The sequence below is a fragment of the Campylobacter concisus genome, from assembly GCF_001891085.1.
GTDB classification, from domain to species: domain Bacteria; phylum Campylobacterota; class Campylobacteria; order Campylobacterales; family Campylobacteraceae; genus Campylobacter_A; species Campylobacter_A concisus_O.
The window spans coordinates 22,346-35,965 of record NZ_JXUP01000003.1; the positions used below are offsets into that span (position 1 = coordinate 22,346).

The window sequence follows — 13,620 nt, forward strand, 5'->3', positions numbered from 1 at the left end:
ATTTATAAAAAGAGATGAGAGCTAAAATTTCATCTCTTTTAGCTTTATGCACGCTTCTTCTTTACCTTTAAAGCAAGCCTCATCAAGATAAATTCTTGCTTTCTTATAGTCATTTTTACCTAGATAGATAAGCCCCAGATCGTAGCTAGCCTCGCTTGAGCCAAGGCTTGTAGCTTTTTCATAAAAATATATCGCTTTTTCTAAATTTTTATTGACCCCAAGGCCGTATTCGTATATATATCCAGCACTTCTTAGTCCGTCTATATTGCCATATCTGCCAGCTGTCTCAAACCAAAAAAGTGCTCTTAAGATATCTTTGCTAAAGCCTTTGCCATCACGAAAACAAACGCCAGTTTGCTGCATGGCAAGCACATTTCCATCTTTTGCGTAATCATAAAATCTCTTACAAGCTTTTGGATAGTTACCTTCATTGTATAGATATATAGCATCTGCTATTTGTTCGACCTCTGGATCAAGTGGTGGCTCGCTAAGGCCAAAATTTTGTGAAATTTGATCTAACGAACATCCCCAAAATAGCAAAACACTAAACACAAAAATGATAAATTTTTTCATATTTGTCCTTGAAAATTTAGGCGATTTTATCCAATTTTATCTTATAATGCCCGCAAATTTTAAGCAAAAGGAACGATATGGATCATAATGCACTTTTAATCCAGCTTGGCTATAACGTCAATGAAACGACCACTGCTCAAATGTGTAGAATTTTAAACAATACTGATGGTCTTTTGCCAAAGAGCATAATTGAACTAAACGATCATTTAAAGCCACACCTTTGTTTTGTGGCGATGAGTGGAAGTGAAGATAGACTAAAGATAAAAAATGTAGCTACCGTTAATGAAATAAAAGAGCGAGTTGATGAGATTATAAAAAACTGGGCTAATAAATATAAAATGGAGCTAAAAAAGATAAATGAAACAACTTACTATATAATGGGAAAGATAAGGGACTGAAAATGAAATATGATATTGTAATTATTGGTTTTGGAAAAGCTGGCAAAACGCTAGCGGTTAAAGCTGCCGCACTTGGCAAAAAAGTAGCTCTTGTAGAGAGATCGCCAAAAATGTATGGAGGCACTTGCATAAATGTTGGCTGCATACCAACCAAACGTCTAATAACAGCCGCTAAAGAGGCAAAATTTGTAAATAATAGCGTTGAAAGCGAATATTACACACTTAGCGTTGAAAATAAAAATAAGCTAATCTCAGCTTTGAATGCTAAAAACTATGCGATGCTAAATGATAAAGAAAATATAGATGTGATCGATGGTATTGGCTCATTTGCTAGTGAAAATAGCGTACTTGTAACAACGCCAAGTGGTGAGAAAAAGATAATAGAGGGCGATTTTATTATCATAAATAGTGGCTCAAAAGAGGCAGATACTCCTTTTGAGGTTGTAAGCTCAAATGTATTTTCAAGCCAAACTTTGCTTGATCTAAAAAATTTACCAAAGCATTTTGTCATTATCGGTAGTGGTTTTATCGGTATAGAGTTTGCATCAATGTTTGCAAATTTTGGCTCAAAAGTGACTATCGTAGGGCGTTCAAAACTACTTAAAAACGAAGATGATGATATAGCTAATAGCGTAAAAGAAGCTCTTAGAGTCCAAGGCGTTGAAATTTTAGAGGGTTGCGAGATAGGGTGTATTAAAGAAAATGTATTAAATTTCAAGCAAAATGGCGAGCAAAGATGCCTTAGAGCTGATGCATTTTTGATCGCACTTGGCAGAGTGGCAAATGTAGATGATTTAAATTTAAAAGCTGCTGGAGTTGAGCTAAATGAAAAAGGCTTTATAAAGATAAATGACACACTTCAAACAAATGTGCCAAATATATACGCGGTGGGTGATGTACGTGGCGGAGAGCTTTTCACTTATACGAGCTTGGATGATTTTAGGATAGTTTTCTCACAAATTTTTGGCGATAAAAAGAGAAATACTAAAAATAGAAGCATTCATGCAAATGTGCTGTTTACCGATACTCCACTAGCAAGAGTCGGCGTAAATGCAAAAGAAGCTAGCAAGCTTGGGCTAAATTTTAAAGAGCTAAAGCTTAGCATGGCAACAGTACCAGGCGCAAAAGTACTAAATCACGATGTAGGTATGCTAAAAGCTATCGTTGATGCACAAAGTGGAGAAATTTTGGGTGCTAGCTTTCACTGCATCTATGCAAATGAGCTGATAAATGAAATCGCAATTGCAATGAATTTAAAAGCAAACTCAAATTTCTTTAAAAATCAAATTTTCACTCATCCAAGTATCAGTGAAGCACTAAATGACTTATTTGGACAATTTTAAAAGGAAAAGAATGAAAAAATATTTATTGCTTTTATCGGCTTTATTTTTCACTGGCTGCTTAAATGTGATTGGTATAGGACAAAAACAAGATGATTCGTGGCAGCAACCAAAGGACGAAAAGGTGGTGCAAAACAAAGAGCAAATTTCAAGAAATGCAATCGAAATTTTAATACCAAAATGCGAAGAAGGCGATGCGGAAGCTTGCAACGATTTGGGTGTAAATTACGAGCTTTTAAAAGAATATGAAAATGCTTTAACAAATTATAAAAAAGCTTGCGATGCTAAGGTGCAAGTCGGTTGTGCAAATTTGGGCACTCTTTATGAGCTTGGACTCGGAGTTAAAAAAAATCCAAAAAAAGCAATTTCAATTTATAAAGAAAGTTGCAATGGCGGAGGCATGCAAGCTTGCTATCACTTAGGCAATGCTTACAGAAAAGGCGAAATCGTTAAGAGAGATTATTACTTAGCAATGCAAGCTTATACAAATGCATGCAATGCTGGTGATTTGCCAAGTTGCGCCAATATCGGAGCGATGTATGAGCTTGGTCTTGGTGTTAATAAAGACGAAAAAAGGGCTTATGGAATTTATAAAGTCGCTTGCTTTCGTGGGCTAAGCAAGGCATGCCCGCAGATGAAAAGACTAGGCACAAAGCTAGGAATGTAAGTGAAAAAGGTCTTAAATTTTGGTCTTATTTTGACTATGAGTTTTATGCTTAGTGGTTGCTGGTCGTGGCAAAAGATGGTAAGCTTTGGCTTTTGGCAAAGTGATGAAGAGGCTAGGGTAGAGCGTCTTGAGCTTGAAAAAGAGAAGATGATGCAAAACTGCGAGAGCGGAAATAGCATCGACTGCAACAACCTAGCTGTAAATTTTAGCAACGAAAAGGACTTTGTAAAAGCAAAAGGCTACTACGAAAAGGCTTGCAATGCTGGGCTTGTAACGGCGTGCTCAAATTTAGGTCAAATTTATGAGCAAGGGCTGATTGATGAGCAAAAAGATATAGAAAAAGCTCTAAAACTTTATAAACTAGCTTGTGATAGTGGCGATGGCGTTGGCTGCTATAATGAGGCTATGGGGCTAAAATCCTACATCGAAAGTGAAAATTTAAAGACTCATAAGATAGATAGAACTAAGGCCGAGGCTAGAGTGCTGAGGCTTTTGGCAAAGAGCTGCGAGCTTGAGTATGCTCAGTCATGCTTTTTGCTTGCAAAGCTAAGCGGCAATGAAGCAAAGGCAGACACACTTTACAAAAGAGCTTGCCAGCTTGGTAAGTGTGTGGAGAAAAAGCGATACTAGTCAAAAAGCTGTTCTAAAAATTCGCAATAAATCAACAAAGGTTCTTCTTGAGTCTTTTACAATTTGATGTTTTATTCGAGAAATTCTAAAAATGTCTCCAAGTGTGTACAGATCTCGCCAATATCTTGTTTGGAGTAGTTAGTTTAAAGACTTATATAGCTTACACCAGCTTCTCTTTGCTGGCTTCTTTTATCTTGTTTGTTTCTATTACGTAAGTGTGACAGCCACTTAAAACGATATCTATTGCACTATCTGCTTTATATTCATCTACAAATTTTTTGATAGCATCAGATCTTGCGTCGTTTTTGTATATTACAGAATAGGGTATCTTTAAGTAACGTTTAGCGATATTTTCTATAAGGTCGCCTTGTGTACTCATATTATTTTTAAATTTTTAGTTCCTATACAGTTTTCAAAAACTACTACATCCGCTTCTACACTTACTCTTCCATGCCCAGTAGCTGTGATTGAGGCATACTGATAGCCTTTTTGTTCTAAAATTTCTTTTATATCGCGTACTATTTTTATGGCACTAAAACTACTTGATAACAAAATAGATTACAAAAATTATCTTGATCATCTAGTATCGCTACTTTTGTAGATGTTGAGCTTATATCAATACCGATGAAATACATAAATTTATGTCTATAAAAATATAATTTCTATAACTAAGAACTTGAGAGAAATGTTATCTATTTGTAGCTTTTTTAAATAAAATCTAAAATTTCACTTCAACCCAAAGACTTTTATATTAAAAGTAGTATGGATTTTATCCTTTTCGCCTTTCATGACGATAGGAAATTCGGTCTTTACGATACTATCATAGCTGCTAAGCGCATCTAAAAAGTCATAAAATTTTTGTGGTGTCCTTAGAGAGCTAGTTACATTTAGGCGAAATCTGAAAAATTTCTCACTAGCGTTATTATCACTTTCTTCTATTTTACTAAGGCTTACTTCACTAAAAAATTTGGAGGCAAAATCTATAAATTTATCTTTATCAAATTTAGTCTCAAAAGCTGAAATGATAGCTCCATCTTTTTGTTTGGTTGCTTCAAGGACTTTAAATTTAGCTTCAAATTCATTTTTTACTTTTGTATAAGATGAGGTCTGTGAATAATTTTGTCTAGTTAGGCTTTTAAATTCTTTTATATTTGGCACGATAAAACCAAATATCATAATGAAGCAAACTACAATAAAAGCAAATATAAAAAGTAAAAGCTTGACGGGATCTATTTTTTCTAAGCTCGTATCTTTTTTACTCATTATATCCCTCAGAATTATCAATTTTATTTGTGCTTATAAAGCCATACCAGCCGTTTTTGCTTTGATAAAAGCTGGTATTTGAAGTCGTAAAAATAGATCTTAAAGGTGAAGCTAGAAGCTGATTAAATACATCTTTTGTCGGCGTTATACCGCGAATGATGAGCGAGCTTTTATCCATAAAAACCTCTTCAAGCGTTATACTGTCAGGCACTAGATCAAAAAGATTGTGCAAACTTTGTTTGAGAATAGAATTTGAAGTGAAAATATCATTTGCAGATTCTATTTGTACAGCTAGTTTAGATGAAATTTCATCTGTTGTGACTATTTTTTGACTAAGTTCTTTTTGCTCATTTGATAAAAAATTTATATTTTTTTCAATTGAATAATTTTTGTAAAGTATAAAGAAATTTGTTGCCAAAAGAGCTACAAACACAAAACTTATAAGGCTTAGCCAAATTTTGCTAAAGATAGATATAAGTGGTCTTGGTTCCGGAGCAATAAAGCTAAATCTCATAATATTATCTCTTCTTGCATGATTTCATTCATAATATGATTTGTATTCACTGGATACACCGAAGTCTCCACTAAAAGCTCAGATTGCAGATATTGTAAAAAGGTTGCACTTGTTTTTGTGTTTTCAAAAACAATTATTTGTTCAATAAAATCACCGCCGTAGAGAGGATTTTCATAAAATTCTTTTACAGCCTTTACGATGTAATCAAACATCTTCATGTCATACCCAAAAATAGCAACCGACTTTTCTACATTTGTAGAAACTGGCATATTTAGTTCATAGTTTAGATCTTCAAATTCTTTTGGCTTATCATCACTTAAAAAATCGTCTAAACTTTTAAAATCATCAAGTGATGTTGCGTCATTTTCTTCTTTAATTATTAAGTTATCAATATCTGTTATATCTTCTTCTTTTAGGCTTTCAGCTTCCTGATTAGCTTCCTCAATACCAGATATATTTAAAAAAGTGGATAATTTCATTTGTTTATCTTTAAATATCGCAAGCGTAAACGAATGTGCATGGATATAAAGATAAAGTGTAGTTTTTGGAGAAATTCCGCGTTTTAAGAGCTCGTGAAAGAGTAGGGCAATAGGTGAGTAGATGAGATCCACGCTATCTTGTCCAAATAAATTTTTATATTTTTTTATAGCATTTAAATTTGCATAAATACTCCAGCTATCTTGCATGATAAGGCTTGTAAGGTTTTTAGTATTTATATTAAATTTTTTGTATTCATCGAAGCTAACACTAGGAAGCGCGCCTTGCGAGTCGTCGTTAAAAAAAACTGAGACATATACACCAAAATATGTTTTTTCTTGTTCTTCTATGTATTTTATGATTTTTTCATCGATATTATCGATATTTATATCTGTAAATTTAGCGTTTATGGTTTTTAAAAGTTTGCCATTTCTAAAGACCTGACCGAAGAATATGCACTCATTGCCCTCCAACACGACGCTTAAAAAAAGGTTAGAAAAAAGCTTTTTGACGCTAAAAGACATAAATCTCCTAAATTTAGTGCATAATTTTCGTTATGGTAGCTAAAAAGGGATTAAATAAGTTTAAAACAGCTCGTTTTTAAGTTTAACGAAAATCTCTTTTGTATTTAAAGCTTCATTTTTTAGCTCACTATCAAGTAGGGCCGAGTTTTTAAGGTCGTCAAAATCCTCTATCATCACATCATACATCATCTTAATGCGTTCACTATCAGCTTTGCTGACGCTACTTTGGCTCATTTTTTTGATACGCTCAAGATACTCTTTGCCATTTTTTATGTATAAGCTAAATTTGATAGCAGCCTTGCTTTGGTTTAGTATAGTATTTGCCATTTTGTTATAAATATCTATATCAAGTGCTTTTTGGCTTAAATTTAAGGCCTTTTCGTATTCTTTGTTTTCGTATAAAAATTTTGCTTCAAGGGTGAGTTTGTAGGAGCTGTCGCTATAAAAAAATAGTCCGAATAAAACAATTAGAAAGATGGCTATAAAAATAGATAGTTTATTTTTCATAAATTTCATCCAAAATTTCTTTTATCTCGTCTCTTATTTGCGGATTTTTATGCGCATACTTTTTCCACCAAATTTTTAAATTTGATCTAAAATCCTCTTTGTTTTGCAAAATGCTCTTGCCTCCATCATTTTGTGAGGCTTGCCAAAGCTCATTTTGTATCTTTTCTTTTGCCTCTTTTTGCTCTAAATTTGCCACGCTAAATGGGGCTGAGAGGCTAAAATTTATAGTTGAAAATGGCTTAGGAAGTATCATCTTATCCCAGCTTTTAAACTCCCAAAACGAGCTTGCTTCAAAATTTAGAGCATAAATTTCACAAGATGACTTTTGTGCGATCACTACTGCTCCGTCTGCTACGCTATGTCTTGGCCCTCTTGGACCATCTGGCGTGATGATGACGTCGTGACCTTGCTTTATCTCTCTTAGAGCTTCTATAAGTGCCCTTGCACCGCCTTTTGAGCTGCTGCCTCTAATGGTGCCGATGCCAAAAAAATTAATTATTCTAGTGATGAGCTCACCATCTTTGTGATCGCTGATTATCACCTTGCCCTGTTTTCTGTTTTGGCTGCTCCACCAGCGTCTGTAAGCAAAGCTCATAAAGCTAAGTCTGCCATGCCAAAAGACGACGACGCAACCATTTTGCGGCAAGAAATTTGAAGTGTAGCTCTTTTTGCAGGTTAGAAAAATGAGCCACATCAAAATATAGATGAAAAAGACGCCAACGCTTAGGGCGAGCTTTTCAAACGTGTTTTTAAATTTGCAGCTCGCCATACAAAACCATTCGTTTTGGGTTTGTGATCTTGATTTTTTGTGTAGTGCCAAGAAGCTCTTCGCTTCCATCAACTTGAACTAAAAAGTTATTAAAGCTTCGCCCAGCAACGCCGCCGTTTGCTCTTAGCTCTTCAAAATATACATCAAAAATTTTATCTTTTTGTGCTGCCACGATCTCGTCTAAAATTTCATTATGGCGATTTTGTAGGCGCGTTAGCCTTGCTGAAGCGGTTTTATCATCTATTTGATTTGTGAAAGTAGCTGCCTTTGTAAGCGGACGAGGCGAATACTTAAAACTAAAAATTTGCTCAAATCTAACTTGTTCAAGCACATCCATTGTATCTTCAAACTCGCTATCACTCTCGCCTGGAAATGCGACGATGATATCAGTTGAGATGCTCACATCTGGACACATCTTTCTAAGTCTTAGCGCACGGTCTAAAAACCACTCTTTCGTGTATCCGCGCTTCATTTCGCGTAAAACTTTGGTGTTTCCGCTTTGAAGCGGCATGTGCATTGATTTACAAATTTTTGGATTATTAGTGAAAATTTCAAGAAATTTATCATCCATGTGAAGTGGGTGTGGACTGGTAAATCTTATCCTCTCAACGCCCTCTATCTCGCTTATCTTTACTAGCAAGTCGCTAAAATCGATATTTTCTTGCACACCAGAAAATCTTTTGCCGTAGTTATTGACATTTTGTCCTAGTAAAAATATCTCTTTTGCACCGCTTTTTGCTGCCTTTTCTACCTCTTTTAAGATAAGGCTTGAAGGGATAGAAATTTCATCGCCTCTGGTGTGTGGGACGATGCAGTAGGTGCATTTTTTATCACAGCCGATCGAGATGTTGATGTGGCTTTTATATGGCGAGCCTCTAAATTCACCAAATGCGTATTCGCTCTCGTCGTGGTTGATGTCGGTTGAGATAAATTTAGGCGTATTTACCGCCTTTGTGATCTTACTAACATTTCTTGCGCCAAGGACAAAGTCAACATAAGGTGCGCGCTTAAAAATTTCACTACCCAAATGGCTTGCAGTGCAGCCGCAAACGCCTATTTTTGCGCCTCTTTTTTTGGCTTTTTCAAAGGCTCCAACCTCGCTAAAGAGCTTATGAACTGGCTTTTCACGAACCGAGCAGGTATTTATAAGGATTAAATCAGCTTCTTCGATGTTTTGTGTTAAGGAGTAGTCTTCTTTTTGTGAGAGCTCGGCTATGATATGCTCGCTGTCACGAACATTCATAGCACAACCTAGAGTTTGGATAAAGAGTTTTTTACTCATTAAAGTATATGCACTTCATACATATAATCGCTATCATCTAGCCCGTATTTTACGGTTCTGTGATAAACGCTTAGCCCTTTTTCTTCAAAGTGCTCGACTAAGGCGATTAGTTGTTTGTGTGTGTTTTCTTTATCAAAATAGAAAATTTTCTGACCCTCTTTTTCGACAGCTGCCTCTATCTTTTCTAGTGAAATCGTTTTTGGTTTTGCGTCTAATTCGGCTCTTGCAAGTTTTAGCTCCATTTTTAATCCTTTCAAAATCTTAAATTTTAATCGGTCAATATACCCAAATCATCATAAAAAAAGGATTAAATAAAAGTTAATAACAAGCTTAAAGTTATTAAAAGTATGGCTTATGTATAATTTCAAAACTTCACGAAAAATCCCCGAAATTTATCGTCACAATGGAGAAAAAATGGAAAGAATATCAGATATCATCGAGTCAATTGCAAATGAGAAAAATTTAGAGATAGAAGATGTAAAAGAGCGTGTCATAAGAGCCTTAATAAACACTTCAAAAAGGGTTTATGGAGAAAATTATGAGTATGACGTGAGCATCGATGCTAATAAAAATTTAAAGCTTTATCAAAAAATTTCAATCGTAGCAAACGACGATGAGAGGCTTGCTGAAGACAATGAACACTTTTTAAGCTTAAAAGAGGCTAAAAAGATAGATAGTGGCGTAGAGATCGGTGATGAGCTCACTTACGAACTAAGCCTTGATAACCTTGGCAGAACCGCCGCTCAAACGCTTCACAAGGAGCTTGAGTATCACATCCAGCGCCTAGTAGAAGAGAAAATTTTACAAAAATATAATGAGATGAGCGGTCACATGGTTTTTGGTCCAGTTGTAAGGGTTGATAACGACGAAAACACTTTTATCGAGATAGACGAGCTTCGCGCCATCTTGCCACGTAAAAACCGCATAAAAGGCGAAAAATTTAAAGTAGGCGACGTGGTAAAAGCTGTCATTAGAAAAGTTTTTACAGATAAAAATTTAGGCATAAAGGTCGAGCTTTCAAGGACTTCGCCTAAATTTCTTGAAGCGCTGCTAACTTCAGAGGTGCCTGAGATAAAAGATGGCGGCATCATCATCCAAGGAAGTGCGAGGATCCCTGGAGAAAGGGCTAAAGTAGCACTCATCTCAACCACTCCAAACATCGATCCAGTCGGCGCAACTGTCGGCACAAAGGGCGTTAGGATAAATGCCGTAAGCAAAGAGCTTCATGGTGAGAGCATCGATGCGATCGAATACACCACCGAGCCAGCGATCTTGGTAGCTCGCGCTATGGCACCTGCCATCATCACATCTGTAAAAATCGAAGAAAACAAGGCGATCGTGACACTTGCGAGCGAGCAAAAGAGCAAGGCGATCGGCAAAAATGGCATAAATATCCGCCTTGCAAGCATGCTAACTGGCTATGAGATCGAGCTAAACGAGCTTGGCTCAAAAACTAGCAGCAGTGGTGAAAATGGCGAAATGGTCAAGGATCTAAAAGCACTCTTTGGTGATAACTAATGAAATTTCAAATAAGAAAAGCGACTGAGGGCGATATAGACGTGATCTGCGAGCTTGTAAGAGAGCTTGCGAGCTATGAAAAGATGAGTGATCAAGTAACTTTTACAAATGAAATTTTTGCAGACTCCATTTTTAATAAAAATCACGCAAAAGCCCTTGTTTGTGAGAGTGAGGGCAGGGCTATTGGCTATGCTATCTATTTTTACACATTTTCTACATTTTTGGGGCTTGGCGGGATCTATCTTGAGGACATCTACGTCAAAAAAGAGTTTAGAAATCAAGGTATCGGCAAGGCATTTTTTAAATTTCTAGCTCAAATTTGCAAGGATGAAAATTTAAAAAGGCTTGAGTGGTGCTGCCTAAACTGGAATGAGCCAAGTATCAAATTTTATGAAAGCATGGGCGCTAAAAATCAATCTCTTGAGTGGAGAACATACCGCTTAGACGGCGAAAATTTAGAAAAGCTGGTAAATTTAATAGTTTCTAGTAAAAGCTCAAATTTGCTTTAAAATTTGAGCTTGTGAGTGATTAAAATTTATATGTATATCCCATATAAAGACCGAGGTTTGTCTCTTTGGCATCAATCATATCAAATTTACTGATCTTGCCGTAGTCAGTTCTATTAGCTTTTATGCCAAATTCAACTGCATTGTTTTCATTGATAGAGTATTCTGCACCAACTCTTGCACCTAGTATCCAGCCGTTCGTGCTAGCACTTTCCATCGGATTTTCAGCATCGCCACCTCTTAGTTTAAGCTTTGAAAAACCAGTATAGCCACCAAGAACTAGTTTAAGATCTTTTGCTACGCTTGGAGTGTAGTCAGCTCCAACTATAAATTTATGAGTTTTCCACTCAGCTACGCTTTTATCTTCGTCATTTGCTGTTTTCTTAACTTTAAAATCATAAATGTAAGCACCATAAACTCTAGCCACATCAAAGTCATAACCAGCTTTTATACCAAGACCTGGTTGAGCTTTTTTAAATTTGATCTTTGAGCCATCATCGCCTTTTACAGTAAGCTTTGATCCAAAAGAGTAGTCTCCCTCAACTCCTACAAAGGCTCCTTGCGCTAAAGCAGCGGCACTAGCTAGGCTTAAACCTAAAGCAACTTTTAAGACTACATTTTTCATTTTTACTTCTTATTTAAAAAATGTTTGACTGGTATTCTAAATTTTATTGGATTAAATAAAGTTTAAATATTCAATTAAATATATAAAAAACATAAAATAATTCAATTGTTTTCTTATCAGAATAAAATTTATAAAATTACTCGAAAAAAAGGAGTGTAAAGTGGCTAAGATGACAAAACGTGATATGGCTTATCATTTAGATGTTGATGTCGCAACGCTTTACAACTGGCGAAAACACAAGCCAAACCTTTATCGTATTGTGATGCTTGGATTTAAATTTGATGAGCTTATCGATCAGAGTAAAAAGACTTGCAACGAGCTTTGCGAATATGAAAATTTAATCAATCAAGACATAGAAAAATTTAGTAAATAATCGTTTAAAAATCGTAATCTCTTTTATAATAGCAATAGTTAGAAAATTCAAAATTTCTAAGATATTTTTAGCTAGATATTTTAAGTGAAGAAATTTGAGCTCAAAGCAAGCGCTTCAAGCTCAGTTAAATTTACTCGTTTAAGATAGAGAGAAGCTCTTTATTATCTTTTGTTTTTAGCATTTTTGCGTATAAGAATTTAAGCGCTTCGACATCGTCCATTGTAGCGATCGCAGAGCGGATAGCCCAAATTTTTTGAAGCTCGTCAGGTTTTTGAAGTAGCTCTTCTTTTCTTGTGCCTGATTTTAGTACATTGATAGCTGGGTAAATTCTGCGGTCTGAGATGTTGCGATCAAGCACGATCTCGCTGTTTCCAGTGCCTTTAAACTCTTCAAATATCACTTCATCCATGCGTGAGCCAGTGTCTATTAGTGCGGTTGCGATGATGGTTAGTGAGCCGCCGTGTTCGATGTTTCTAGCTGCACCAAAAAAGCGTTTTGGTTTGTGAAGCGCGTTTGCGTCCACGCCGCCTGTTAGCACCTTGCCACTTGGTGGGGTCACTGTGTTGTAGGCACGTGCTAGACGGGTTATGCTATCAAGCAATATAATGACGTCTTTGCCCATCTCAACTAGACGTTTTGCCTTTTCGATGACTAGCTCTGCTACGCGGACGTGATTAAGTGCTGGCAGGTCAAATGTCGAGCTAAATACCTCACCTTTTACGCAGCGCTGCATATCGGTAACTTCTTCTGGTCTCTCATCGACTAGAAGCACCATTAGCTGGGCTTCTGGATGATTTTTGGCGATGCCGTGAGCTAGCTCTTTCATAAGCTCAGTTTTACCGCTTCTTGGAGGTGCGACGATTAGACCACGCTGACCTTTACCAATAGGCGTAAAAAGATCAAGCACACGGCCCGTTAGCTTCATTGGATCATACTCTAAATTTAGCTTTTCAGTTGGGAAAAGTGGTGTTAGGTTGTCAAAGAGTGGCCTCTCTTTAGCGTCTGCTAGGGGCATGTAGTTCACTGCCTCGATCTTTAAAAGAGCGTAGTATTTTTCTTGATCTTTTGGCTCTCTTACTTGGCCGGTGATGATGTCGCCCACGCGAAGTGCAAATTTGCGGATTTGAGAGTTTGAAACGTAGGCGTCGTTTGAGCTGTCGCTTAAATTTGCATCAACGGCTCTTAAAAAGCCATAACCTTCATTTGTGATCTCTAAAATTCCAGTAAATAGTATAAAGCCACCTTGTTTTGTCTGGGTTTTTAGTATCTCAAATATCAAATCCTGCCTGCGAAATTCTCGTGGATTTTCGACACCAACGCTATTTGCGATCTGTACTAGCTCATCTAAGCTAAGCGTTCTTAGCTCTTCGATCTTGTGTCCGTCTACTGGTATGTGTGTTCTTGATGCTTGATGTTTTTTTGTAGTTTTTGTGTTTTGAGCAGCACTTTGCTCGGTTTGGTTGTTTTCCATATTTCCTCTTTAAATGCGGGGATAATTTTGCAGAATTTCTAAGTTTCAAAAAGAAGTTTTTGAAAGTTTTGGCATTTTATAAAAATAAAACTTTGTTGTCAAGAAATGGCATAAAATAAAATTTTTGCTCAAAAATGGTTGATTTGCTATAATCTCGCCATTTTATAACGATAATAAAAGAAG

General features: G+C 36.2%; 18 protein-coding genes. 7 read left to right on the forward strand and 11 right to left on the reverse strand.

The window, feature by feature from the left end; genetic code table 11:
• Positions 1-21 precede the first annotated feature (21 nt).
• Positions 22-573 carry a tetratricopeptide repeat protein gene (locus TH67_RS02110; RefSeq protein WP_072594154.1) on the reverse strand — a complete coding sequence of 184 codons (552 nt, stop codon included), beginning with the start codon at positions 571-573 and terminating at the stop codon, positions 22-24.
• Between the two features lie 77 nt (positions 574-650).
• On the opposite strand from TH67_RS02110, the gene TH67_RS02120 reads away from it, so the two are divergent.
• Genes TH67_RS02120 through TH67_RS02135 form a run of 4 tightly spaced genes read left to right on the forward strand, consistent with a single transcriptional unit; the run spans position 651 to position 3,608 of the window.
• Positions 651-971, forward strand: coding sequence for a hypothetical protein (locus TH67_RS02120; protein WP_054196551.1), 321 nt, complete (start codon positions 651-653; stop codon positions 969-971).
• A gap of 2 nt (positions 972-973) precedes the next feature.
• On the forward strand, positions 974-2,314 hold the full coding sequence (locus TH67_RS02125; protein WP_072594156.1) for a dihydrolipoyl dehydrogenase family protein: 1,341 nt from the start codon (positions 974-976) through the stop codon (positions 2,312-2,314).
• A gap of 10 nt (positions 2,315-2,324) precedes the next feature.
• Positions 2,325-2,978: a tetratricopeptide repeat protein gene (locus TH67_RS02130; protein WP_072594157.1), complete on the forward strand. Its 654-nt coding sequence runs from the start codon at positions 2,325-2,327 to the stop codon at positions 2,976-2,978.
• On the forward strand, positions 2,979-3,608 hold the full coding sequence (locus TH67_RS02135; RefSeq protein WP_072594158.1) for a tetratricopeptide repeat protein: 630 nt from the start codon (positions 2,979-2,981) through the stop codon (positions 3,606-3,608). It begins immediately after the preceding gene.
• Positions 3,609-3,768: 160 nt separating this feature from the next.
• On the opposite strand, the gene TH67_RS02140 is transcribed toward TH67_RS02135, so the two are convergent.
• The 8 genes from TH67_RS02140 to TH67_RS02175 form a co-directional block, all read right to left on the reverse strand.
• A complete protein-coding gene (locus TH67_RS02140; protein ID WP_072594159.1) occupies positions 3,769-3,987 on the reverse strand; it encodes a 2-hydroxyacyl-CoA dehydratase in 219 nt (72 codons plus the stop codon).
• Between the two features lie 347 nt (positions 3,988-4,334).
• On the reverse strand, positions 4,335-4,871 hold the full coding sequence (locus TH67_RS02145; RefSeq protein ID WP_072594160.1) for a hypothetical protein: 537 nt from the start codon (positions 4,869-4,871) through the stop codon (positions 4,335-4,337).
• Positions 4,864-5,385: a hypothetical protein gene (locus TH67_RS02150; protein ID WP_072594161.1), complete on the reverse strand. Its 522-nt coding sequence runs from the start codon at positions 5,383-5,385 to the stop codon at positions 4,864-4,866. The genes TH67_RS02145 and TH67_RS02150 overlap by 8 nt, the downstream gene beginning before the upstream one ends.
• Positions 5,382-6,386 carry a hypothetical protein gene (locus TH67_RS02155; RefSeq protein WP_072594162.1) on the reverse strand — a complete coding sequence of 335 codons (1,005 nt, stop codon included), beginning with the start codon at positions 6,384-6,386 and terminating at the stop codon, positions 5,382-5,384. The genes TH67_RS02150 and TH67_RS02155 overlap by 4 nt, the downstream gene beginning before the upstream one ends.
• Positions 6,387-6,446: 60 nt before the next feature.
• A complete protein-coding gene (locus tag TH67_RS02160) occupies positions 6,447-6,893 on the reverse strand; it encodes a hypothetical protein (protein WP_072594407.1) in 447 nt (148 codons plus the stop codon).
• On the reverse strand, positions 6,883-7,662 hold the full coding sequence (locus TH67_RS02165) for a lysophospholipid acyltransferase family protein (protein ID WP_072594163.1): 780 nt from the start codon (positions 7,660-7,662) through the stop codon (positions 6,883-6,885). The genes TH67_RS02160 and TH67_RS02165 overlap by 11 nt, the downstream gene beginning before the upstream one ends.
• Positions 7,643-8,944 carry a tRNA (N6-isopentenyl adenosine(37)-C2)-methylthiotransferase MiaB gene (gene miaB / locus TH67_RS02170; protein WP_054196561.1) on the reverse strand — a complete coding sequence of 434 codons (1,302 nt, stop codon included), beginning with the start codon at positions 8,942-8,944 and terminating at the stop codon, positions 7,643-7,645. The genes TH67_RS02165 and miaB overlap by 20 nt, the downstream gene beginning before the upstream one ends.
• On the reverse strand, positions 8,944-9,186 hold the full coding sequence (locus TH67_RS02175; protein WP_002941786.1) for an HP0268 family nuclease: 243 nt from the start codon (positions 9,184-9,186) through the stop codon (positions 8,944-8,946). Before TH67_RS02175 ends, miaB begins: the two co-directional genes overlap by 1 nt.
• Positions 9,187-9,358: 172 nt before the next feature.
• Here TH67_RS02175 and nusA point away from each other — a divergent pair, with 172 nt between their 5' ends.
• Both nusA and TH67_RS02185 read left to right on the forward strand, forming a co-directional pair.
• The gene (gene nusA / locus TH67_RS02180) at positions 9,359-10,462 is read left to right on the forward strand and encodes a transcription termination factor NusA (protein WP_072594164.1); all 1,104 of its coding nucleotides are present in this window, start codon (positions 9,359-9,361) and stop codon (positions 10,460-10,462) included.
• Positions 10,462-10,971: a GNAT family N-acetyltransferase gene (locus tag TH67_RS02185; RefSeq protein WP_072594165.1), complete on the forward strand. Its 510-nt coding sequence runs from the start codon at positions 10,462-10,464 to the stop codon at positions 10,969-10,971. The genes nusA and TH67_RS02185 overlap by 1 nt, the downstream gene beginning before the upstream one ends.
• A gap of 19 nt (positions 10,972-10,990) precedes the next feature.
• On the opposite strand, the gene TH67_RS02190 is transcribed toward TH67_RS02185, so the two are convergent.
• On the reverse strand, positions 10,991-11,593 hold the full coding sequence (locus TH67_RS02190; protein WP_072594166.1) for an outer membrane beta-barrel protein: 603 nt from the start codon (positions 11,591-11,593) through the stop codon (positions 10,991-10,993).
• Positions 11,594-11,753: 160 nt separating this feature from the next.
• Between TH67_RS02190 and TH67_RS02195 the strand changes: the two genes are divergently transcribed.
• Positions 11,754-11,966: a transcriptional regulator gene (locus tag TH67_RS02195; RefSeq protein ID WP_072594167.1), complete on the forward strand. Its 213-nt coding sequence runs from the start codon at positions 11,754-11,756 to the stop codon at positions 11,964-11,966.
• Positions 11,967-12,096: 130 nt separating this feature from the next.
• Here the strand turns inward: TH67_RS02195 and rho are convergent, their stop codons facing one another.
• Positions 12,097-13,437: a transcription termination factor Rho gene (rho, locus tag TH67_RS02200; RefSeq protein ID WP_021090510.1), complete on the reverse strand. Its 1,341-nt coding sequence runs from the start codon at positions 13,435-13,437 to the stop codon at positions 12,097-12,099.
• Between the last annotated feature and the right edge of the window lie 183 nt (positions 13,438-13,620).

What these genes read in the sequence shown, in the direction of transcription:
- TH67_RS02110 (WP_072594154.1), bottom strand. Translation starts at nt 573, where the DNA reads ATGAAAAAATTTATCATTTTTGTGTTTAGTGTTTTGCTATTTTGGGGA.
- TH67_RS02120 (WP_054196551.1), top strand. Translation starts at nt 651, where the DNA reads ATGGATCATAATGCACTTTTAATCCAGCTTGGCTATAACGTCAATGAA.
- TH67_RS02125 (WP_072594156.1), top strand. Translation starts at nt 974, where the DNA reads ATGAAATATGATATTGTAATTATTGGTTTTGGAAAAGCTGGCAAAACG.
- TH67_RS02130 (WP_072594157.1), top strand. Translation starts at nt 2,325, where the DNA reads ATGAAAAAATATTTATTGCTTTTATCGGCTTTATTTTTCACTGGCTGC.
- TH67_RS02140 (WP_072594159.1), bottom strand. Translation starts at nt 3,987, where the DNA reads ATGAGTACACAAGGCGACCTTATAGAAAATATCGCTAAACGTTACTTA.
- TH67_RS02145 (WP_072594160.1), bottom strand. Translation starts at nt 4,871, where the DNA reads ATGAGTAAAAAAGATACGAGCTTAGAAAAAATAGATCCCGTCAAGCTT.
- TH67_RS02150 (WP_072594161.1), bottom strand. Translation starts at nt 5,385, where the DNA reads ATGAGATTTAGCTTTATTGCTCCGGAACCAAGACCACTTATATCTATC.
- TH67_RS02155 (WP_072594162.1), bottom strand. Translation starts at nt 6,386, where the DNA reads ATGTCTTTTAGCGTCAAAAAGCTTTTTTCTAACCTTTTTTTAAGCGTC.
- TH67_RS02160 (WP_072594407.1), bottom strand. Translation starts at nt 6,893, where the DNA reads ATGAAAAATAAACTATCTATTTTTATAGCCATCTTTCTAATTGTTTTA.
- TH67_RS02165 (WP_072594163.1), bottom strand. Translation starts at nt 7,662, where the DNA reads ATGGCGAGCTGCAAATTTAAAAACACGTTTGAAAAGCTCGCCCTAAGC.
- miaB (WP_054196561.1), bottom strand. Translation starts at nt 8,944, where the DNA reads ATGAGTAAAAAACTCTTTATCCAAACTCTAGGTTGTGCTATGAATGTT.
- TH67_RS02175 (WP_002941786.1), bottom strand. Translation starts at nt 9,186, where the DNA reads ATGGAGCTAAAACTTGCAAGAGCCGAATTAGACGCAAAACCAAAAACG.
- nusA (WP_072594164.1), top strand. Translation starts at nt 9,359, where the DNA reads ATGGAAAGAATATCAGATATCATCGAGTCAATTGCAAATGAGAAAAAT.
- TH67_RS02185 (WP_072594165.1), top strand. Translation starts at nt 10,462, where the DNA reads ATGAAATTTCAAATAAGAAAAGCGACTGAGGGCGATATAGACGTGATC.
- TH67_RS02190 (WP_072594166.1), bottom strand. Translation starts at nt 11,593, where the DNA reads ATGAAAAATGTAGTCTTAAAAGTTGCTTTAGGTTTAAGCCTAGCTAGT.
- rho (WP_021090510.1), bottom strand. Translation starts at nt 13,437, where the DNA reads ATGGAAAACAACCAAACCGAGCAAAGTGCTGCTCAAAACACAAAAACT.